The sequence below is a fragment of the Paraburkholderia sp. Ac-20336 genome, assembly GCF_017105025.1.
Classification (GTDB): domain Bacteria; phylum Pseudomonadota; class Gammaproteobacteria; order Burkholderiales; family Burkholderiaceae; genus Paraburkholderia.
Genome location: NZ_JAAGPS010000025.1, coordinates 23,452 through 43,920 on the forward strand (window position 1 = coordinate 23,452; position 20,469 = coordinate 43,920).

Annotated in this window: 18 protein-coding genes and 5 tRNA genes; 6 read left to right on the plus strand and 17 right to left on the minus strand. The window is 62.1% G+C overall.

Annotated features, from left to right (window positions below; translation table 11 throughout):
- Positions 1–48: 48 nt before the first annotated feature.
- Both GXB81_RS10790 and GXB81_RS10795 read right to left on the minus strand, forming a co-directional pair.
- Entirely contained in the window at positions 49–513 is a 465-nt protein-coding gene (locus GXB81_RS10790; RefSeq protein ID WP_167045142.1) for a GNAT family N-acetyltransferase, read from the minus strand.
- Positions 514–798: 285 nt separating this feature from the next.
- Entirely contained in the window at positions 799–1,941 is a 1,143-nt protein-coding gene (locus GXB81_RS10795; RefSeq protein WP_205989106.1) for a PepSY-associated TM helix domain-containing protein, read from the minus strand.
- 958 nt (positions 1,942–2,899) lie between these two features.
- On the opposite strand from GXB81_RS10795, the gene GXB81_RS10800 reads away from it, so the two are divergent.
- Positions 2,900–5,011, plus strand: a complete 2,112-nt coding sequence (locus GXB81_RS10800) for a TonB-dependent siderophore receptor (RefSeq protein WP_241016310.1) — start codon at positions 2,900–2,902, stop codon at positions 5,009–5,011.
- Positions 5,012–5,098: 87 nt separating this feature from the next.
- On the opposite strand, the gene GXB81_RS10805 is transcribed toward GXB81_RS10800, so the two are convergent.
- A complete protein-coding gene (locus tag GXB81_RS10805; protein ID WP_205989108.1) occupies positions 5,099–6,001 on the minus strand; it encodes a LysR family transcriptional regulator in 903 nt (300 codons plus the stop codon).
- 359 nt (positions 6,002–6,360) lie between these two features.
- Here GXB81_RS10805 and GXB81_RS10810 point away from each other — a divergent pair, with 359 nt between their 5' ends.
- On the plus strand, positions 6,361–7,284 hold the full coding sequence (locus GXB81_RS10810) for a LysR family transcriptional regulator (protein ID WP_167282713.1): 924 nt from the start codon (positions 6,361–6,363) through the stop codon (positions 7,282–7,284).
- A 34-nt stretch (positions 7,285–7,318) separates the two neighbouring features.
- Here the strand turns inward: GXB81_RS10810 and GXB81_RS10815 are convergent, their stop codons facing one another.
- The 7 genes from GXB81_RS10815 to GXB81_RS10845 form a co-directional block, all read right to left on the minus strand.
- Positions 7,319–8,767: an alginate export family protein gene (locus GXB81_RS10815; RefSeq protein WP_205989121.1), complete on the minus strand. Its 1,449-nt coding sequence runs from the start codon at positions 8,765–8,767 to the stop codon at positions 7,319–7,321.
- Between the two features lie 128 nt (positions 8,768–8,895).
- Positions 8,896–9,591 (minus strand): YoaK family protein, encoded by a 696-nt coding sequence (locus GXB81_RS10820; RefSeq protein WP_205989109.1) that lies wholly within the window; start codon positions 9,589–9,591, stop codon positions 8,896–8,898.
- Positions 9,588–10,502 carry a glyoxalase gene (locus tag GXB81_RS10825; RefSeq protein WP_167282571.1) on the minus strand — a complete coding sequence of 305 codons (915 nt, stop codon included), beginning with the start codon at positions 10,500–10,502 and terminating at the stop codon, positions 9,588–9,590. The genes GXB81_RS10820 and GXB81_RS10825 overlap by 4 nt, the downstream gene beginning before the upstream one ends.
- 40 nt (positions 10,503–10,542) lie before the next feature.
- Positions 10,543–10,986, minus strand: coding sequence for a DoxX family protein (locus tag GXB81_RS10830; RefSeq protein ID WP_205989110.1), 444 nt, complete (start codon positions 10,984–10,986; stop codon positions 10,543–10,545).
- Position 10,987: 1 nt separating this feature from the next.
- Complete coding sequence (locus tag GXB81_RS10835) at positions 10,988–12,877, minus strand: amidohydrolase (protein WP_205989111.1); 1,890 nt, start codon at positions 12,875–12,877, stop codon at positions 10,988–10,990.
- A gap of 28 nt (positions 12,878–12,905) precedes the next feature.
- Positions 12,906–13,073 carry a DUF1427 family protein gene (locus tag GXB81_RS10840; protein WP_205989112.1) on the minus strand — a complete coding sequence of 56 codons (168 nt, stop codon included), beginning with the start codon at positions 13,071–13,073 and terminating at the stop codon, positions 12,906–12,908.
- 4 nt (positions 13,074–13,077) lie between these two features.
- Entirely contained in the window at positions 13,078–13,764 is a 687-nt protein-coding gene (locus GXB81_RS10845; protein ID WP_167045117.1) for a hydrolase, read from the minus strand.
- Positions 13,765–14,079: 315 nt separating this feature from the next.
- Here GXB81_RS10845 and GXB81_RS10850 point away from each other — a divergent pair, with 315 nt between their 5' ends.
- Entirely contained in the window at positions 14,080–14,355 is a 276-nt protein-coding gene (locus GXB81_RS10850; protein ID WP_167282565.1) for a XapX domain-containing protein, read from the plus strand.
- A 131-nt stretch (positions 14,356–14,486) separates the two neighbouring features.
- On the opposite strand, the gene GXB81_RS10855 is transcribed toward GXB81_RS10850, so the two are convergent.
- Positions 14,487–15,092: a TetR/AcrR family transcriptional regulator gene (locus tag GXB81_RS10855; RefSeq protein WP_167045374.1), complete on the minus strand. Its 606-nt coding sequence runs from the start codon at positions 15,090–15,092 to the stop codon at positions 14,487–14,489.
- Positions 15,093–15,261: 169 nt separating this feature from the next.
- Between GXB81_RS10855 and GXB81_RS10860 the strand changes: the two genes are divergently transcribed.
- Positions 15,262–16,032 (plus strand): alpha/beta hydrolase, encoded by a 771-nt coding sequence (locus GXB81_RS10860; protein ID WP_205989122.1) that lies wholly within the window; start codon positions 15,262–15,264, stop codon positions 16,030–16,032.
- Between the two features lie 364 nt (positions 16,033–16,396).
- Here the strand turns inward: GXB81_RS10860 and GXB81_RS10865 are convergent.
- The 6 genes from GXB81_RS10865 to gltX all read right to left on the minus strand — a co-directional run bounded on the left by GXB81_RS10865 (position 16,397) and on the right by gltX (position 18,733).
- Positions 16,397–16,473 (minus strand) — tRNA-Asp (locus tag GXB81_RS10865).
- A 91-nt stretch (positions 16,474–16,564) separates the two neighbouring features.
- Positions 16,565–16,640 (minus strand) — tRNA-Glu (locus tag GXB81_RS10870).
- Between the two features lie 60 nt (positions 16,641–16,700).
- Positions 16,701–16,777 (minus strand) — tRNA-Asp (locus GXB81_RS10875).
- 91 nt (positions 16,778–16,868) lie between these two features.
- A tRNA-Glu gene (locus tag GXB81_RS10880) sits at positions 16,869–16,944 on the minus strand.
- Between the two features lie 170 nt (positions 16,945–17,114).
- Positions 17,115–17,190: transfer RNA gene (locus GXB81_RS10885), tRNA-Ala, on the minus strand.
- A 133-nt stretch (positions 17,191–17,323) separates the two neighbouring features.
- On the minus strand, positions 17,324–18,733 hold the full coding sequence (gltX, locus tag GXB81_RS10890) for a glutamate--tRNA ligase (protein ID WP_167282561.1): 1,410 nt from the start codon (positions 18,731–18,733) through the stop codon (positions 17,324–17,326).
- Between the two features lie 295 nt (positions 18,734–19,028).
- Here gltX and GXB81_RS10895 point away from each other — a divergent pair, with 295 nt between their 5' ends.
- Positions 19,029–19,337, plus strand: coding sequence for a hypothetical protein (locus GXB81_RS10895; protein ID WP_205989113.1), 309 nt, complete (start codon positions 19,029–19,031; stop codon positions 19,335–19,337).
- Positions 19,338–19,413: 76 nt separating this feature from the next.
- Positions 19,414–20,358, plus strand: a complete 945-nt coding sequence (locus tag GXB81_RS10900; protein ID WP_167045103.1) for a patatin-like phospholipase family protein — start codon at positions 19,414–19,416, stop codon at positions 20,356–20,358.
- Positions 20,359–20,469 lie beyond the last annotated feature (111 nt).

Consider the following 20,469-nt stretch of genomic DNA (forward strand, 5'->3'; position numbering starts at 1 on the left):
AACGTGTGAATAACGTATAAAGCGCGCGCCGCATGTCTCGCGCCGCGCTCAAACCCGCCGCGCCAGATGACGAATTGCGCCGAGCTGCGCGAGCCGCGGCCCGGCGAGCCGGTAGCCCTTGCGCTGATACAGCCGCGCCGCGGGATTATCGACGAACACGCGCAGTTGCAGCTCGTGCAGTCCACGCTCGCGCGCCCATTGATGCGAGATGTCGAGCAGATAGGTGCCGGCGCCGAGCCGCCGGTATCCCTCGGCAATCTGCACGTCGCGGATATGCAGCGAATCGCCTTCTTCCGTGATGCGCAGCACGCCCATCGGCACGCCATCCACTTCGAGAATGAAATTCTCCGACTCGCGCCAGCTGCCGAGAAACAGATCGCTGCGCCAAACCAGATGATGCCGGCGATAGTAGCCGCCCATGTTGTTGCGCGTGAGGGCCTCGGCAAACTCGAAATCATCCATGCTGGCGTGGCGCAGATGAAACGGTGACAGGGCTTCAGTGGGATCAAACATGACGGGACCGCGAGGATGAGTCGGATCAACGGTAAAACAGGCTGCGCCCGCTGGCAATGGCTGTTTGTCCCGAGCGGGTTGCGGCGCGGCGCAAGGCGCGGGCGAAAAGAATACGCGGAAGAAGGCGGAAATCGGAAAAAAACCGCTTGAGAACGCCGCTTTTTGCGAGCGGGCTTGGCCGGTCTGAAGATCCCGCTCCGGCCAGGCGTGCGGGGCTCGAACCGCTGTCAGCACCCGCGCCGGGACACATCGGCCGACGGCGGCGCCATGAACGGCCGCCCTCCCTCATTCGACGGCCCCGCCCCGATGACTCGCACGGGCGCGCGACGATGACGCGACTCGCCTCGAACGGCGCCACCACAGCCACAACCCGCTCCCGCTCATGGCCGCGAGCGCGAGGCCGCCCAGCATCACGAGCGCTTCGAGCAGCGGACCGCCGAGCGCGCCGGTATGCAGCGGATAAACCACCGAGACAGCCCGCGCGCCGATATCGGCCTGATTCCAGCGCTGCGCAACCAGTACCTTGCCCGTCACCGGATCGACCCAGAGCAGCGTGCGCCCGTTCGGATGCGGATCGTCGGGGAGATGCAGCCGGACGTGTACGGGCCGATCCGCTTTCGCCGGTGTCTGAACGAGGTAGACGCGCCCGTCCGGGAACACCGCGCGCGCCGCCGCCACGAGCGTATCGAGAGGCAGCGTGGCCTCGCGTCCGCGCGAGGCCACGGGCAATGCTGGCGCATGCAGCGACGTGGTGCCGCTGATCGTGGTGACGAACTTGCGCAGCGGCTGCCAGCCCATATAAGCGCCGGTCGCAACCGATACGGCGATCACGACCCCGAGCGTGGCACCGGCGACCCGATGCAGATCGAAAAGGCTGCGAGTCAGTCCTTTGTGCAACTCGATGCGCCACCCCACTCTCCAGTCGCGCGGCCACCATAAGACGAGGCCGCTTGCCAGAAGCAGCAGATAACCGAGCGCGACGATCGCCAGGATCGACCGGCCCACATCATCCAGCATCAGCGAACTGTGCAGTTTGAACAGGAAGTTGACGACCCCTTCGCTCTCGCCACGCCGCCCCAGTTCGGCGCCGCTGAACGGATCGAGATAGAGCGTGCCTCGCCACGGGCCGCGCACGATAACCGACAGGCTGCCGTCCGCTTCGCGAGGCGGCAGAAACGAGAAGCTCGCCTTCTCGCCGAATCCGGCACGCAGCTTCGATCTGATCGTTTCGAGCGGGAGCGCCTCGCGATGGGCGTGGGTGTCGTGGGTGTAGGCCAGCACCCTGAACAGTTGCGGATGCAATTGTTCGTCGAGAGGCGGCGCGATCACGAGCAGCGCGCCGCTCAGGCCGATGAGCCCGAGCATCCAGCCGAGACTCAGCGCAAACCACCGGTGCGCGCTGAGCCAGAGGTTACGCAGCCGTCGCATGCCGGACTCGTATCGTAAGGAAAGCCAGGTTCATCGCTACGTCAATCAAGGAGTGTCCTGCCTATGAAGCGCCGCGTGTAGTGTCGGGTTGACGATCGATGAGCGGCGTCAGTCAGCAACGGCCATGGTTGCGTGTTGTCTTCGTCGCTCGAACGCGGCTCACGCTGAGCGTGTGAGTGGCGACGGAACGTTTCGCCCCAAGAAACGAGCGCATTATAAATACGAATGGTTTCCATTTTCAACTGTAATTTTTCTCCAGAAAATCATGACCTTTTCACTGTTTAAATTTTAAAAATACGGCAAATTTACGTATTTTCCCTAGCCATGACTACCCAACACCTCTCGAAATCATTACACAAACTTTTCAACTTGTGAAATAATGCAAATCATTCGCATTTGCATTTTCTTGAAAGTTGTGGCTCGCGCTCTTGCCTGAAGCGCTTCCAGCATGTCAGGCACTGCGGGTCCTTTCCGCGGTTGTCATCGTTTCCGGTTCTTCACATGATTCATTGTTTAGTTGGCCATACTGAATTCCATCTCCACGACGTGAAACGCCGTCCATCGCGGACGCAAGCGGAAGCACGCCCCGTCATGCAGCGATAGCGCGATCGAAATGGACATCGCAGGGCGTAGCGGCTTGCGTCGGTATTCATCGCAGTCCTGGCCGCCTAGCCGCATAGCGCCAAACGCAGGACCGCTTTCCGCACCCGCGCATCCCTCTCTCCCTGTGCTGTTCCGGACCCAGGCGTCAACCGCGTTCGCGTCGTGGCGCCTCATCCGTATGCATGCTCGCCCGCCCCATTCGCTGGACTGCCGATGAACGGCCGCTGACTCCGCGGCGGACTTTGCGCCTGTCTGCACACCCGATCTCTCACCACCGACGTCCCACTTCCTCAGGAAAAGAAGAATGATTCGCTACAAGCGCCTTACCGTGGCCATGGCTTTGTTGCCGTTCGGCATGCCCGCCTATGCCGCCGACGCCGACGCGCCCGAGCCGGCGAAGGAGAACGTGCTGGAATCCATCAAGATCACCGGCAACTGGCTAGGCAGCCCGACCGAGCAGAAGCTGCTGGAACATCCGGGGGCTCGCACCATCGTCGAGCGCAAGGAGTTCGAAGAGCGCGGCGCCATGAACGTGCGCGATGCCCTGCGTGGGATTCCCGGTGTGCAGGTTCAGGATAGCAATGGCACGGGCGGCAGCGATATTTCGCTGAACGTCGGCGTGCGCGGCTTGACCGCGCGCCTCTCGCCGCGCTCCACGATTCTGATGGACGGCATTCCGCTCGCCTACGCGCCTTATGGCCAGCCGCAGCTGTCGCTGGCGCCGCTGTCGCTCGGCAACCTGGAGATGGTCGACGTGGTACGCGGTGCCGGTTCGGTTCGCTATGGTCCGCAGAACGTGGGCGGCATCATCAACTTCGTGACCAGGCCGATTCCCGAGCAATTCACCGCAAACGCCGCGGTCGGCACGGAGATTTATAGCCACGGCGGCGACGTGAAGACGATGCCCAGCGCGTTTATCGGCGGCACCAACGCCAAGGGCCTCGGCGGTGCGATTCTCTACTCCGGCACGCATGGCAACGGGTATCGCGAGAGTAACGACCGCATCGATATCGACGATGTGATCCTGAAGGGCGCCTATAAATTCACGGTCAACGACGATATCGCCGTCTCGCTGCACCATTTCGAAGGACAGGGACGCATGCCCGGCGGCCTCACCACGCAGCAGTACGCCGACGATCCGTTCCAGTCCACTCGCCCCTACGACGACTATACCGGCCGGCGCACCGACGGTTCGATCAAGTACACACACAAGGATGCGCTCAACAGTTTCGAACTCCTTGCTTATTACACGGACTCGTTCCGTGGCAGCCATATCGAACAGGAGGGCAGCGGGGCCACGGCCGGGCTTCGCCGCCTGACTTCCGCGCCGCGCGGCTACCATACCCTCGCGATCGAGCCACGCTATTCACGGCTCATCGACATAGGCAGCATCGTGCAGGAAATCAGCGTCGGCTACCGGTTCCTGAACGAAGCCAGTTCGGAGACGGCCGCCCGTACCGCGTATTACGATCCGAATAGCGGAATCGATGCGCGCACGCTGGCGTCACAGGCCTATCAAACGAGCCAGGGCGGCACGACCGCCAACGCGTTCTATATCGACGACCGTATCGACATCGGGCGCTGGACCATCACGCCGGGGGTGCGCTATGAAATCATCCGCACCTTCAACAACGTGACGAACCTGAGCAACGGCGCCGTGACGAGCGCGCTGTATCCGAAGATCGATTCGCACGTGGCGCTGCCGATGCTGTCGGTGCTGTATCGCGTGCAGGACAACTGGTCGCTGTTCGCCAATGCCGGGCAGTCATTCGGACCCGAGCAGTATTCGCAGCTCGCCTCGACGACGCAAGGGCTTCATCCCGAGAAGGCCACGACCTATGAACTCGGCACGCGCTTTAACGGGCCCACGTGGGGCGGCGAGCTGACGCTGTTCAATATCGACTTCGATCAGGAACTGCAATTGAGCCGCTCGATCGTCGGCGACGGGATATGGACGGACCTCGGCGCGACGCGTCATCGCGGCGTCGAGTCCGCCGTGCACTACGACATCGGGAGCCTCGTACCGGCACTGAACGGGCTGTCGGTCTACGCGACCTATACGTACACGCAGGCGATTGCGAAGGCAGGTGTATTTGCCGGACGCGACCTGCCGCTCTACTCCCGGCAGGTCGCAACGCTCGGCGCGACCTACCGGCGCAATCAGTGGACCTTCAATGCCGACCTCTTCGCCCAGACGAAGCAGCATTCGCCGGGCGACCCCAACGCCGGCGCGACGTACGTCACGCAGGAAGATCCGACGGGACGCCTTGGCGACATCCCCGGCTATGCGACGGTGAACCTGCGCGCGGCCTACCATTTCGGCAAGGAACTCAACAACCTCGACGTGGCGGTGGGCGTCAAGAACCTGCTGGATCGCCGCTACTTCACGCGCTCGACCGATAACAACGGCGGGAAGTACGTGGGGCAGCCGCTCACGGTCTATATGCAGGCGTCGCTTTCGTACTGACCTTGAACGCGATGCCTGAAGATGCCGGCGCGACCCGTCGCGCCGGCATCGCGGTGCGCGACATCCTCGCGCTATGTCAGCGATCGCCTACGGTGTGGACAACAAACTTTGCGACAGATAGTCGAGCAATGCCGCAACACGCGCGGAGCGGATAACCTGCGACGGCGTGACCAGACTCAGATAGACCTGCGCTATTTTCCATTCAGGCAGCAGTTCGACCAGCTCGCCATGCCGCAAGGCATCCGCCACGACGAACTCCGGCTGTAGCGCTATCCCCATGCCGGCCAGTAGCGCCGGGATCAACGACTCGGCATTGTTGGTCCGCATCCGGCCGTCGATCGTCACACTGCATTCCTCACCGGATGCATGCTGGAAACGCCAGGACAGAGACGTCGAATGACTCGCGTAGCACAGACACGCATGCGCGCCGATTTCCCGCGGGTGGTCGATCGGCCCGTGTTGCGCAAGATATGCCGGACTGGCGACGAGTATGCGTCGCATGAGGTACAGATTGCGGGCGCGCATGGACGCGTCTTCCGGCTCGGCAATCCGGATCGCCACATCGAAACCGCCCCCGACTATATCGACGACGGCGTCGTCGAACGATACTTCGATCTTCACCTCAGGATAGCGCGCGAGAAACCCCGGTATCAGGGGCGCCACATACTTGAGGCCGAACGACATCGGCGCCGAGATGCGTAGCAGCCCCTTGGGCGCCCGCGCATGCGCCGACGTTTCCGCTTCGATCGACTCGAACTCCCGGACGATGTGCTTGGCGCGCTCCATCACGCTGAGGCCCGTCGGCGTGAGAGAGATTCGACGCGAGGTTCGATAGAGCAGCGTCGCGCCGAGTCGCTTCTCCAGCCTGATGACCGCCTTTGAAACCGTGGGTTGAGACATGCCGAGCGTTTCGGCCGCTTTCGCAAAAGAGCCTGTTGAGGCTACGCGCGCGAAAATCGCCCACGCTTCTAGATCGGGAAGACTTTGCATGCAATTGTTCTGAGGGTGGATTCCACTTGTTCTATTGGCCCGCCCTGGCAATCGGGTACAGAAGGCACTGCATACTGCCAACAGATGAAAAACGCTTCCAGGTGAAATGTTATCGGACCCGAAGCCAACTACAAATAGAACAAATGGAATAGAAGACATTCCATATCTGTCGCGAGGTGAAGGCTTTCGCGCCCGCAACCCTGGCGCGGCACACCCATTCGCAGCACCCCGCCCCGGCGCCTGAAAGTCGGCATGCAATCGCGCGGTATCGCGATACCATATCGGCTTACGTGATTTTCCCGACATGGCTTTCCCGACATCTTCCCGAAAGAACAGAACGGTATCCGCTCTCTTTTTCCATGCCAACACTCCCTGACCTCGAAGCGTGGGCCATCTTCGCGCGCGTTCTCGAAACCGGCTCGTTCGCGAAGGCGGCGGACTCGCTGGGCATTTCTCAACCGACCGTGTCGAAAGCCATTTCCCGCCTCGAACACAGGCTCGGCACGGCGCTCCTCTACCGCAATTCGCGCCAGCTTTCGCTCACACCGACCGGCGAGGTAGCCAAGGCACGCGCCATTCGCATCCTGAGCGAAGGGGAAGCCGTGGAAGCCGAGACATCGGCTCAGGTGATTCAGCCGCGCGGCATGGTTCGTATCACCGCACCGATGTCATTCGGAATCCGTTACTTCGCGCCGTTGATTCCCGCGTTCCTCGAACGCTATCCAGAAGTGGAAATCGATCTCGTCCTCACGGATCAGATCGTCGATGTGGTGGCCGGCGGTTTCGACATGGCGATCCGCATTGCGGAGCTTCCCGATTCGTCGCTGCGCTCGCGCCGGCTTTGCGTCGTGAATCGACCGCTCGTGGCAACGCCCGCGTATCTGGAACGTCACGGGCGCCCCGCTCACCCGCGAGACCTCGCCCACCACGCCTGTCTGATCTATACGAATCTGCCGACCCCCGAGCTATGGCAATTCCAGCATGTCGTGTCCGGTGAAAAATGCGCAGTGCCGGTGAAGGGCCGCATTCGCAGCAACAACGCGGATGTGATCGGCCCGGCGCTTCTGGCGGCACAAGGCCTCGCGCTCCAGCCCGAATTCATCGTCTGGGACGCGCTCACGCGAGGAGAACTGATCGATGTGTTTCCGGACTGGCGAATCAGCCAGATCAACGTGAACCTCGTGACGCCGCCCAACATCCTGCGCCCGGCGCGCGTTACCGCCTTGCTGGACTATCTGGCGGAATGCCTGGCTTCGGCGCCGTGGGCCACCGTCGTTCCCTGAGTTATCCTCCGAGTTGCCCCCTGCGTTACGCGGCCTACCACTGGTACTTGAGTTCGACGCCGGCGTAGTCCGCGTTGTGTCCGCCCGCGTGGCGAATCGAGTTGCCCACCTGGAAATGCACGGCTTCGATCGATCCGGTCAGGTTTGAGACGATCGTCCAGTCCGCTCGCAACTGGAGGTACATCCCGGTCCACAAGCTGCCTCTGCCCGCCGTGCCCGGCACGGCCTGATTGGCCTGCTGATACACGGCGTCGCCGGTCGTCTCGCGCCACTGGAAACCCAATGCGCCGAGTAGCGCGAGACTCGCCGTGGGTTTGAGCGTGATAGACGGTTTGACGTGAATGAGGTTCGCGTAGCCCGTATAGCCGGCCAACGTGAAGTAATAGCCGTTCGGAAACAGCGCATTGAAGGTTTCAATCCGGCCATCGCGTGGATGCCGGTCGCCCGAGGCGGCGTCGAGTTGCAGTGCAACGCGCGGCGACCACGGCATATCGAGCGTGTAGCCGGCAATCGAGCCGATCGCCCATGCAAGAATCGTGTTGCTGCCGACCGCTCCAGTCTGCAGCATGCCTTCGACGTCCCAATCAAAGTGCTCATGCGTGCCGGAATAGCGCAGATCCCAGACATCGCGGCGCTCGACACCACTCGCGTCGAGGAACTGCGCGTTACTACGGTCATAGCGCGACCAGTAGCCGGAAAGATCGCCCGGCCCCACCGATTGCCGCTCGACACGCACGCCGCTGAAGGTGAGATGGCGATTCGACACATCGTCGAATACCGTAGCGTCGCGGTTCTGCACGGGCTGCGTCGCATAGGCAATGAAACGCCACTTCTGGTATTCGTAATCGGCCCAGAGTGCATCGAACGACTGACGCACATTGGGACCGTCACGCACGGAAATGAAACGCTGCAGGTCGAACGCCATCTGTTGACGCCCGACGCGAAGCTTGAGCGTACCGCCGCCGACCACGCTGGTGTAGGTCACGAAGGCCTGTTCGAGATCGAGCGGATTCTGGTCCACGGGCGTCACCGCGTTCTTGCCGAATGCACGTGCGTCTTCGAGTTGCACGAAGAACTGCCAGTGTTCGGCGAGACGTGCATCGGCCTGGACCTCGATACGCTGGATCAGATACGTGTCCGCCTGCGCGGAGCCGATGCCGAACAGGGGTGCGTTATTGCTTTCGACACGCTCGCGCAGATTCGCGCCGAGCGTCAACCACGACACAGGATCTCCGCCGAGCGGGACGTACTTGAGCGTATCGAGCGGTTCGCGCGGAACACAGGGATTAGCGAGTACCGACCAATCTTCCTGCCAGCGGTTGAACATCACGACCGGCCGTTTGACATCGCACGCGGCAGCCGATGTGTCGGCGCTGACCGCGGTACTGACCTCGGCATCCGCGTATGCCGCGTCCGCGGCAACCAGCAGTAGTCCTGATATCACCGCGATACAGATAGCCGTTTCGCGGCAACGCCTGCGCATCGTCGCCGGCTCGACGCTTGGCGCAACGATTGCGGCCATTGGCGCAACGATTGCGGCCACGCGCTTATCGTTGCGTAGCCGTGCACGCCACGGCCAGAATCCGCGCCGCCGCGCCCTCTCGCCCTCCCTCATGCGCGCCCCGGCGTGGCCACGCGCTCGTGCTCTCCGGTCGTCAACGACAATCCCACGAGCGCGCAGGCGGGTACGAGCAGTGCCCAGAATCCCGCGTAGCGCAGCCCCATCGCCCCGGCCAGCGCGCCTGCCGCGAACGCGACGATCGCCAGCATCGTCTTCGCGAATCGCGCTCGCACCGCCGCGTGCATGGCCTCGTCCGCGCTTGCGGATAGCATGTCGAGGGCATCGAGGATCGCCTGGGTGACGTTGCCCGTCATCACGGTATGGGGCACACCGGGGCGTTGAATCAGCCGCGAATGCGCATTCTGCACGCCCATCGCGAGCGCGCCGATCACGCCCGTCGCGATGACCGGCAAGCTGTCGGACTGGGTAATCGGCGCCACCGACACGCCCGCGAGGCAAAAGCCGAACATGAGCACGGCCTGTACCGCATGAAGCACGCGCGCGCCCTGTCGGGCATGCCGCGCGGGAAGCGCTCGCACCAGCAGGCTGCTCAGCACGACACCGCAGACAAACGCGGGGAACACGGCCAGTTTGAGCAGAACGCCTGTGCCGAAGCCGGCGAGCGCGGCACCGATCAATACGAAATTACCCGTCACGTGCGCCGTGAACAACCCGAAGAGCGCGGCGAAACCTAGCGTATCGACGAACCCGGCAATGGCGGCAAGGATCGTGTCCTCGTATTTCATTTCGACGCGACGGCGTGGATTTCGGCGATGTAGCCGCCGGGGAACTGCACGATCGCGGCATCGCGCCCGTCCGAAGTGAACGGCGGCACGAGTACGGTCGCGCCGGCAGCCTTCGCCTTCCCCACCGTCTCGTCGAGATTCGATACGTCGTACCCCGTCGTTTCCCGCCCGAACGGATAGGGCAGATGACCATCCGTCACGAGCACGGTCATCTTGCCGAAGCCGGACTCGATCCGGATGCGGCGGTAGGTATCGTTGGGCCGGCCGATTTCGACGCCCGGCGCCCTGGGCTCATCGGACACCACCTTGCCGTGCGAAAATTTCACGAAATCGTGCACCAGCTTGTGCACGCTGTGCGGAGAAACGTAGACACGGTTCTCGGGCACGGTCTGCAACGCCGCGTAGTGAGGTGCCTGGGTATGCCAATAGATCTGCATGTTCACGCCGTCCGCCCACGACAGGATCGCGTCGCGGCCGATCGGATCGGGGAACGTATCGACGATCACATCCGCGCCATGCGCGCGCGCCGCCTTCACGGCCGCATCCATGTCGGTCACGAGATAACCGGTACGCTCCGCGCCGAAAGGAGACGGGATGGGTGTCTTGAAGCCGAATACGGAAATCGTGCCCACCGGGGTGAACACGAGCTGCGACATGGTCTGACTGGGCGTTGGCGTGACCTGAAAAACGCCCTGCTGCGACTTGCTGCCGCCGAACGTCGCCACGAAGCTGTCGGTGAAGCGGTCGAAATCTTCCGGCGCGACGTAGACGTGCGTCGTGTCGTACTGCGGCGCCACGGCGACGGACGGTGTCTCGGCCTCCATCGCCGGTGGTTTCGCGAACGACACCGACGCGGCAGCGAGTCCGCACACGAGCATCATGCCAGGCAACGTCGAGCGAAGGGTTTTCATAACGGAATGTCCTTGTTGTCGTGTCGAGATGTTCGATCGGTCAGGTGTCCTTTACAGTGGCGCTTGCGGAACCGCCGGACATGACCACGAGCACGCAGGCAGCAATCAGGCCAAAATGCTCGAAAAAACTGTTGAGCGCCGTGAAGCGCGCAGCGCCCGTTTGATTCCAGAAGTCGTTCGCAACCAGCATCGCCACGGCCGTCAACATGCCGAGGCCGCCCGCGCCGAGCCACGTATATCGGCGAAATATCACGCACAACGAACCGGCGATTTCCACGACGACCGCCAGTGCCGCGTACAGTGCAGGCGGATGCAGGCCGAAATGCGCCTGCTCCGCGATTGCGCTGTCGAAGTGCAGCGCCTTGTCGACGCCGCCGATCAGCCACGCCGACACGAGCGCCATCCGCACGAGCAATCCGATCCACGGCGGCTCAAGAAGCGCGCGGACCCAGGCGGGGTTGCCGCGCCCGCTCGTTGCCGCCATATCAGACCGCCCAGCAGGAACAGCCGAACGCCCCCCAGAAGCCCTTCGCGTCCGAAGTCGGCAAGGCGCTGCTCCATGCGCGCGCATGCGCATGGCCGTGCACCCCGCAGGCACTCGCGCAGCCGCACAGCGCCGCCGCGGCGGCACGTTGCAACGGCGCGCCGCCGCGTAACGCAGCGCCCCAGCCGCCATAACCACCATACTGGCGAACCGGCGACCAGTCGGGCATCGCCGGCGGAATCGGCGCATCGTACGAAGCGAACGGCCCCGCCCCCCAGACTATCCTGCCGCCCACGACCGTCAGCAAGGCGGTGGTGTCGGCGATATCGTCCTCGGCGCACGAAAAGAAGTCGCGGTCCGGCACCATCAGATCGGCAAGCTGTCCGGGCGCGATGCAACCTTTTCTGCCCTCTTCGTTCGAGAACCACGTCACGTACTCCGTCCACATGCGTAACGCCGTTTCGCGATCAGGCAAATTGCGCCGGGGATACATGCGCAGGCCGGCGATCGTCTTGCCGCTGACCAGCCATGCGAGCGAGACCCACGGGTTGTACGACGCCACACGCGTCGCGTCGGTGCCGGCCGACACCTTGATGCCGTTCTCCAGCATCTTCGCGATGGGCGGCGTGGCCTCCGCCGCCTGCGCACCGTAGCGCTCGACAAAATACTCGCCCTGATAGGCCATCCGGTGCTGCACCGCGATGCCGCCACCCAACGCGGCGATGCGCTCCATCGAACGTTCGGAGACGGTTTCCGCATGATCGAAGAACCAGTGGATGCCGTCGAGCGGAATGTCTCTCGCGACCTTTTCGAACACGTCGAGCGCACGGCCAATGGTTTCGTCATAGGTGGCATGCAGCCGCCACGGCCAGCGATTCTGCGCAAGCACGCGCACCACGCCTTCGAGTTCGTCCTCCATCCCGGCCGGCAATTCCGGACGCGCGACGCGGAAGTCCTCGAAGTCGGCCGCCGAAAACACCAGCATCTCGCCCGCGCCGTTGTGGCGAAAATAATCCGTGCCGTCGTGATACCGGACTGCGCGGGTCCAGTTCACGAAGTCCTCCTTCTCGGCCTTCGGCTTCTGGGTAAACAGGTTATACGCGACACGCACGGTCATTTCGCCTGCATCGTGCAGTTTGCGAATAACTTCGTAATCCTCCGGATAATTCTGCGAACCGCCTCCCGCGTCGATCGCACCGGTCACGCCAAGGCGATTGAGCTCGCGCATGAAATGGCGCGTCGAATTGTATTGATACTCGGGCGGCAGCCTGGGCCCTTTCGCAAGCGTCGCATAGAGAATCGCGGCGTTCGGATTGGCCAGCAGCAAGCCGCTGGGATGGCCCATGTCGTCGCGCTGAATCGTGCCGCCCGGAGGCTCCGGCGTATCCTTCGTATAACCTACCACGCGCAGCGCGGCGGCATTGAGCAGTGCACGGTCGTATAGATGCAGGATGAACACGGGCGTATCGGGCGCCGCCTCGTTGAGCTCCGCAATCGTCGGCAAGCGCTTCTCCTCGAACTGATGCTCGGTAAAACCGCCGACCACCCGCACCCATTGCGGCGCGGGCGTGATCGCGACCTGCCGCCTGAGCATCTCCATCGCGACGGCGAGCGAGCGCACGCCATCCCAGCGCAGTTCCATGTTGTAGTTCAGGCCGCCGCGAATCAGATGCAGATGATTGTCGATCAGACCCGGCAACACGGACCGCCCGGCGAGATCGATAACCTGCGTCGCGTGGCCCGCGAGCGGCATCACGTCCGCATCGCTGCCGACCGCGACGAAGCGGCCATCTGCAATCGCCACCGCGCTCGCGCTTGGGTTCGAGCGATCGAGCGTGGTGATGCGTCCGTTATGCAGAATCAGATCAGGTTGGCTGCCAGTTGTGCTCATGTGCGTATCCTCGCTTCGCTCACTCCGATTAAAGGCCCAGCAAGGGCTTGAGAACCGGGACAGCGTGCGCGCCGATCAACATGCCGAGCAGGCCGACGAGCGCAACCAGTGGCGGCGCGGGCGAGCGAACCTTGATTGCGCTATAGATCACGCCGATCAACACGCCCGCACCCAGTGACACCAGATACGGTTCCATGCGATCACTTCGCCGGCACGGCGGGCAGCGCCTCGTGGGTGGACGCCGTGCGCTGCGGTGCCTTGTGGACCATCGTGTAGGCATAGTCGATGCCCATGCCATAGGAGCCCGAATGCTCCTTTGCGATCTTCATGACGGCGTCGTAGGTTTCACGGCGCGCCCAGTCCCGCTGCCATTCGAGCATGACCTGCTGCCAGGTGACCGGGACGACGCCCGCCTGAATCATGCGCTGCATCGCGTAGTCATGCGCTTCCTTCGAGGTTCCCCCCGAGGCATCGGCCACCATGTAGATTTCGTAGCCGCCCTCGAGCATCGCGCACAAGGCGAACGTGTTGTTGCAAACCTCCGTCCACAGGCCCGACACGATCACCTTCTTGCGGCCGTTGGCGGCCAGCGCGTCGCGGACCTTCTGATCGTCCCACGAGTTCATCGACGTGCGCTCGAGCAGCTTCTGGCCTGGAAATACGTCGAGTACTTCGGGATACGTGAATCCCGAGAAGCTCTCCGACTCGACTGTCGTGATCGTGGTCGGAATACCGAACACCCTGGCCGCCTTCGCCAGGGCGACGACGTTGTTCTTCAACGTCTGCCGGTCGATAGACTGCACGCCGAAGGCCATCTGCGGTTGCTGGTCGATAATGATAAGCTGGCTGTTCTGCGGAGTGAGTACTTCAAGCTTCGGATTACTCATGACGTGTTTGTCCTCTGATCCGGAGATAAAAGAAGACCGCCTCTCCGTAACGATAGAGAGGAGCCGAAGAGGTGATGCGCCGGGAAATTCCGTCATCCAGCCCCAATCATTTAACACGCAAATCCGGCAAAAGAACATCGAACAAATGGAATCGAAACTATTCCAGAAATTGCGTATTAAATCGTCGTGCTGACTCTTTTCTTATTCGCGCAAAGCCGATACGCTTTAAAAAAAATCGCGGCGTAACAGTGTCCACACACTAGGTGCCCACACGCCAGTGGACGCCGCCACTCGGGCGTCAATGAGATTCGTGTCATGAAACCGTATGCATTCTCGCTGCTCGCCGGCATGCTCGCCGGTTTCGTCTACTACGCGATTGGCGTGCAGTCGCCGGCTCCGCCCGCCATTGCGCTAATCGGCCTGCTCGGCATGCTGGCCGGCGAACAGATCCTGCCAGTCTCACGCCGCATGCGTGCGGGTCTCAAGCTGAAAGCGGCGTGGGGCGAAGCGAAATGCAATCAACACATGTTCGGTACCCTGCCCGGTGCTCACGTGCCAGATGCGATCGCAAAAGATCGGCCGCCATCGTGATACGCCGTCATGTGCCGGCCGCGGCGAGTCGATATCTGGACGCGCTTTACATCACCGCAAGCAACTCATCCCCCCACGGAAAAAACGAGGCGACTCCTGCCTGCATCGGGGCGGCAGGCATGGGCCTCGCCTCAGGCAGATCGCGTGCGTTTGCGCGTCTTCACCAGTCTTTCCACCGCGCTCCCGGTCACGTCCTTGAATAACTCAACGTTGCCATAGGCCCGCGCGGCAAGCATCGCACCGTAGACCAGCGAGACGAGCATGGCCGCCTCGGTTTGAAACGACGAGCCCAATTTGATGAGATCGCTTTTCACGCCCGACTCGAGCACCTGTTCGAGCCACACAGTCAGATTATCGAAGAACGCTGTCACCACTTGCGCCACCTCTTCAGGCAACGATGGACGTTCGGCGCCAAGCATGCCCGCTACGCAGAACGGAGCCGTGTCGTCCGCAATGCAGCGCTCCCAATGACCGATATAGGCACGCAACTGCGCCATGGCATCGGCGCCGCTTTCCTGAAGTAGCGCCACGTCGGCGTCGAACGCTTCTTGCCATTCGTTCAGCACGGCGATCACGAGGTCCGTTTTTACGGGGAAGTGATGGTGAATGCTCGCCTTGCGAATGCCGATCGCTTCCGCGATGTCGGCATAGCTAAACCCGTTGTAGCCGCGACGCATGATGAGTTGCCGTGCCGCTGCCATGATCCTGTTTGCCGTCAGGTCGCCTGTTACTGTCATTTTGCCTACCATCTAGTCGGTTTGTTGTCAGGAAGTTTACGCGGAGAGAAACGCAATTTCCAGTTGCAAAAATTTTCTTGCATCCATTCCATCCTACTAGTAGGATGGTTACATCGAACAGGTAAAACCCTGTCGATTTCTCCGTTACCTCATCCTCTGGAGCATGAAAATGAAGATTGCCTCATACGTCACCCGCATCGCCGCCGCCGTTGCCCTTTCCGCCGCCGCTCTTGGCTCGCAGGCCGCCACGGCTGCGCCGATCAGAAACGTCGTCCTCGTCCACGGGTATTTCGCCGATGGCTCGGGCTGGCAAGCCGTGTCGAAAATCCTCACGCATGACGGCTACAAGGTTTCCGTCGTGCAGGAACCGGAAACCTCGTTCGACGACGACGTGAAGGCAACCACCCGCGTCATCGATGCGCAGGACGGCCCGAGCATCCTCGTCGGCCACAGCTACGGCGGCGCGGTGGTGACCGAAGCCGGCAACGACGACAAGGTCGCGGGGCTCGTCTACGTGGCCGCGTTCCAGCCGGACACCGGAGAAAGCCCACTCGAACTGACCAAAAAGATGCCGCCCGCGACCAAGGCCATCAAGGCGACCGCCGACGGCCATCTGTACATCGATCCGGCCAACTTCCACCAGGATTTCGCCGCCGATCTCCCCGCCGCCGAAGCCGGTTTCATGGCTATCTCGCAGGTGACGCCCGCGGCACAATCGTTCGGTGTGCCAATCACACATGCCGCATGGAGAACGAAGCCGAGCTGGGCCGTCGTGGCGACCGCCGATCGCGCGATCAACCCTGATCTGGAACGCTTCATGACCCAGCGCGCAGGCAGCAAGACCATTGAGATCAACTCGAGCCACGTGGCCTACATGTCGCACCCGACCGAGGTCGCGAAGTTGATCGAGCAAGCCGCGGCGCAGGCCGGCAAAGAATGATGAAACGTCGCATGCCGCCTTCAGCCACGGCATTGAGCGAGGCGGCCTATCACAGTGTCGACATCGACCTGGTGAGCGAGATTGTTCTTTGGCTTGTGCGAGAGGCGGTTACGAAAGAACCGTGGGAGGCGATTGCGCTGGTCCGGTCGTAGACAATGCGGGCCGATGTCGCTTGCCGCGATCGAATAAGTTGCCATGGCCGGCAGCAATGCAGCAGCCTAGCCTAGCCGATACGGACAATGCGCTTACGAGACGCAATGCGAAAGACAGATTGCGCGCGAGAAACTCAGGACCCAACCATCACACGATGCCCAGAAACGACAAAAGGGTTACGCCGATCTCGACGTAACCCTTTGACTTTTTCTGGCGGAGCGGACGGGACTCGAACCCGCGACCCCCGGCGTGACAGGCCGGTATTCTAACCGACTGAACTACCGCTCCAGTCTTTACACCCTAGCTTGCGAGCGTCGGTTAATTCTCTGCAAGCTGCGCTGCTTTACTACTACTCGAATACTAAAGCGACGCTGATGTCTGGCGTCCCCTAGGGGATTCGAACCCCTGTACTCACCGTGAAAGGGTGATGTCCTAGGCCTCTAGACGAAGGGGACAACGTACTGCTTACATCTTTAATGAAAAAGCCCGTTCAGATTTTTTGAACGGGCTTTGTCTGGCGGAGTGGACGGGACTCGAACCCGCGACCCCCGGCGTGACAGGCCGGTATTCTAACCGACTGAACTACCACTCCAGTCTTTACACCCTAGCTTGCGAGCGTCGGTTAATTCTCTGCAAGCTGCGCCGCTTTACTACTACTCGAATACTAAAGCGACGCTGATGTCTGGCGTCCCCTAGGGGATTCGAACCCCTGTACTCACCGTGAAAGGGTGATGTCCTAGGCCTCTAGACGAAGGGGACATAATCTTTTCAGATCTGTCTTTAACTCGCTGCCAACTTACGCTAACTTGTTCAGTTATTTCGTTTCGTCAACTGCGAAGACCGCTACTTTAACTACGTTTCAGTGATTTGTGAAGTCTTTTTTTCTACAACTTTCAGACTTCGTAACCACTTTAACTTCTCTGCTCTGTTGGTGGAGGTAAGCGGGATCGAACCGCTGACCTCTTGCATGCCATGCAAGCGCTCTCCCAGCTGAGCTATACCCCCTTGCAGATCAGAGAAACGAGATTTTAGAGGGCGATCTGCGCTTTGTAAATACCCTTTGAGCAATTACATGCGATTTTTTCGCCGGCACGCAAAACCTTGCACGCGCGCCGGAACGCGTCTGCTCACCAACCGCTCAGGCGAGCGCCTTTTCAATGCGGCTGACGACAGCGTCACGCCCGAACAGCATCAGCACGCTATCGATCGACGGCGTATGCGTCGTGCCCGCCACCAGCAGACGAACCGGCATCGCGAGCTGCGGCATCTTCAGCTTGTGCGCACCGAGCGTGGCCTTCAGCGCGGCGGCAATCGCCTCCTTGCTCCATTCGACGGTCGTCAACGCGGCGGCGAGTTCCGCGAGCGCCGGACGAACCGCCTCGGTCACATGCTGCGCGAGCGATTCGGCATCCGGAGCCGGCACGTGATAGAACATCGCCGCATTCTGCGCGATCTCCTTCACGGTCGATGCACGGTCCTTCATCAGCCCCACCACAGCCGTCAGATCCGGCCCCTGCGCGAGCGTGGCTTCGTCGATACCCAGTTCCGCGAAGAACGGCTTCGCAAGCTCGGCGAGGCGCGCGTTGTCCGCCTCCTTGATGTAGTGCGCGTTGAGCCAGTTCAGCTTGTCGTGGTCATACTGCGCGGGCGATTTGCCGAGATGCTCGAGATCGAACCATTCGACGAACTGCTCGCGCGTGAAAATCTCCGCGTCGCCATGCGACCAGCCGAGGCGCGCGAGATAGTTGACTACCGCTTCCGGCAGATACCCGCCGTCGCGATACCCCATCACACTCATTGCGCCGTGCCGCTTGCTCATCTTTTCGCCCTGCTCGTTGAGCACGGTCGGCAGGTGTGCATAGACCGGCGGCTCGCCGCCGAGCGCGCGCAGGATGTTGATCTGGCGCGGCGTGTTGTTGACGTGGTCGTCACCGCGAATCACGTGCGTGATGCGCATATCGAGGTCGTCGATCACGACGCAGAAGTTGTAAGTGGGCGTGCCGTCCGGACGCGCAATCACGAGGTCGTCGAGTTCTTCGTTCGAAATCTCGATACGGCCTTTCACCGCGTCGTCCCACGCGACCATGCCCGCCAGCGGATTGCGGAAGCGCAGCACCGGCTGCACGCCCGCGGGCGGCTGCGGCAGCACCTTGCCCGGCTCAGGGCGCCAGGTGCCGTCGTAGCGCGGCTTTTCGCCGGCTTCACGCTGCCGCTCACGCAGCGCATCGAGTTCTTCGGTCGACATGTAGCACGGGTAGACGAGCCCCGCATCCTGCATCTGCTTGAGCACTTCGCGATAACGGTCCATGCGCTGCATCTGGTAGAACGGGCCTTCGTCGAAATCAAGGCCGAGCCATTGCATACCCTCGAGAATCGCGTCGACGGATTCGGTGGTCGAACGCTCGACGTCGGTGTCCTCGACCCGCAGCACGAAGGTCCCTTTCATCTTGCGCGCGAACGCCCACGGATAGAGCGCGGAGCGGATGTTGCCGAGGTGGATGAAGCCGGTGGGACTCGGTGCGAAACGGGTACGAACGGAGGTGGTCATTAGCGATTACTCGGAAAACAGGCGCCAGCGCCCGAGCGAACAGCCCGCAAGGCGCGGCAGCGGACCGTGCCCATGCGGCGCACGACGCTGCGCATGAACACGAAGGAAATAAGTGCAAGGGTCGAATTATACCTTCCGCACACGCGTTGCCGCCCTCGTCCGAATGGCCAGGGGCGTTTGCGCAGAAGCTGTCCGAAGAGGTTTCCGAGCGCTCGGAAGCCCCTGCCGGAGGATAGTTCGAAGCATTTGCGATTGACGGCGAGCTGCCGGCTCGGGCGCGGACATCGCGGCCTGCGTGCAAGACAAAACCGTGCGTCCACGCAGGCCATCAGCGGTCATTGCGAATCCGGGTAATGCTACGCATGCCCCGGCCTCCACACGCGAGACTCCCCTGAAAACCGCGCTGCTCACCTCGCCCACCGCACCCGAATACTTCCTCTGCAACGTTTCATTACAGCGCGCCGCGCGAGCCGATCCTTTGCTTTATGATGTGCGCGCTGCAATCGGACACCCAGTCGGAAAAGCTCGATTGGACGTCATCACGCAGCGCGCAATCGCCGTCGGCGATCCGTTGCGCCCGAGGTCCGGCGGCAAGCTCGCCTGAACCCAGTTCGCCCCTCGGGCTGATCGCGGCACGCGCGGCGCCACCGCGCTGCCCGCGCCGTTGCTGGAGAATCCTGTTGAAACCGTCATCCCTCCGTTTGAGCCGCCGCAACTTCTCGCTGGCGGCCGCATCCGCGGTGCTCGCCGCCTGCACCACGACCGGCAGCACAGTCGATAGCACACCGGTCGCCGCCACGCCCACCACTCCCCCGCCGCCCGAAAAAGCCGAGAAGCCTCTGCGCGTCGCGCTCGCGCTCGGTGGCGGCGCCGCGCGCGGCTTCGCGCATATCGGCGTGATCAAGGCGCTCGAGGCGCGCAATGTCCAGATCGATCTCGTCGCCGGCACCAGCGCCGGTTCGGTCGTCGGCGCGCTGTACGCGTCGGGTATGAACGGCTTTGCGCTGAACAAGCTCGCGCTCGCGATGGACGAAGCCTCGATCAGCGACTGGGCCATGCCGTTTCGCACGCGCGGTTTCCTGCAAGGCGTCGCGCTGCAGAACTACCTGAACACGACGCTGCACAATCGCCCGATCGAAAAGATGGTCAAGCCGCTGGGCGTGGTCGCGACCGATCTGCAAACCGGTCAGCCGATCCTGTTCCAGCGCGGCAACACCGGCATCGCGGTGCGTGCGTCGTGCAGCGTGCCGTCGATTTTCGAGCCGGTGAAGATCGGCGGTCACGAGTATGTGGACGGCGGTCTCGTAAGCCCGGTGCCGGCGTCGTTCGCGCGCAAGATGGGCGCGGATTTCGTGATCGCGGTCGACATCTCGCAGCGCCCTGAAACCGGCGTCACCACGAGTTCGTTCGACGTGCTGATGCAAACCTTCACGATCATGGGCCAGACGATCAAGGCCTACGAGCTCGACAAGTACGCCGACATCGTGATCCGCCCGAATCTCGCCGCGATGAGCGGCAGCGACTTCTCGCAGCGCAATGCGGCGATCCTCGCGGGCGAGGAAGCCGTGGCGAAGATGATGCCGGAGTTGCAGCGCAAGCTCGCCGCACGCCGGCTAGGGGCGTAAGCGGTTCGGGTTAAAAGCCGGTACGAGCCGCCGCGTACGATCGTACCGGCATACCGGTGTACCGGCGGGCGAGACCGCATCCCCATCGCAAAATGCGCACATGAAATGCAA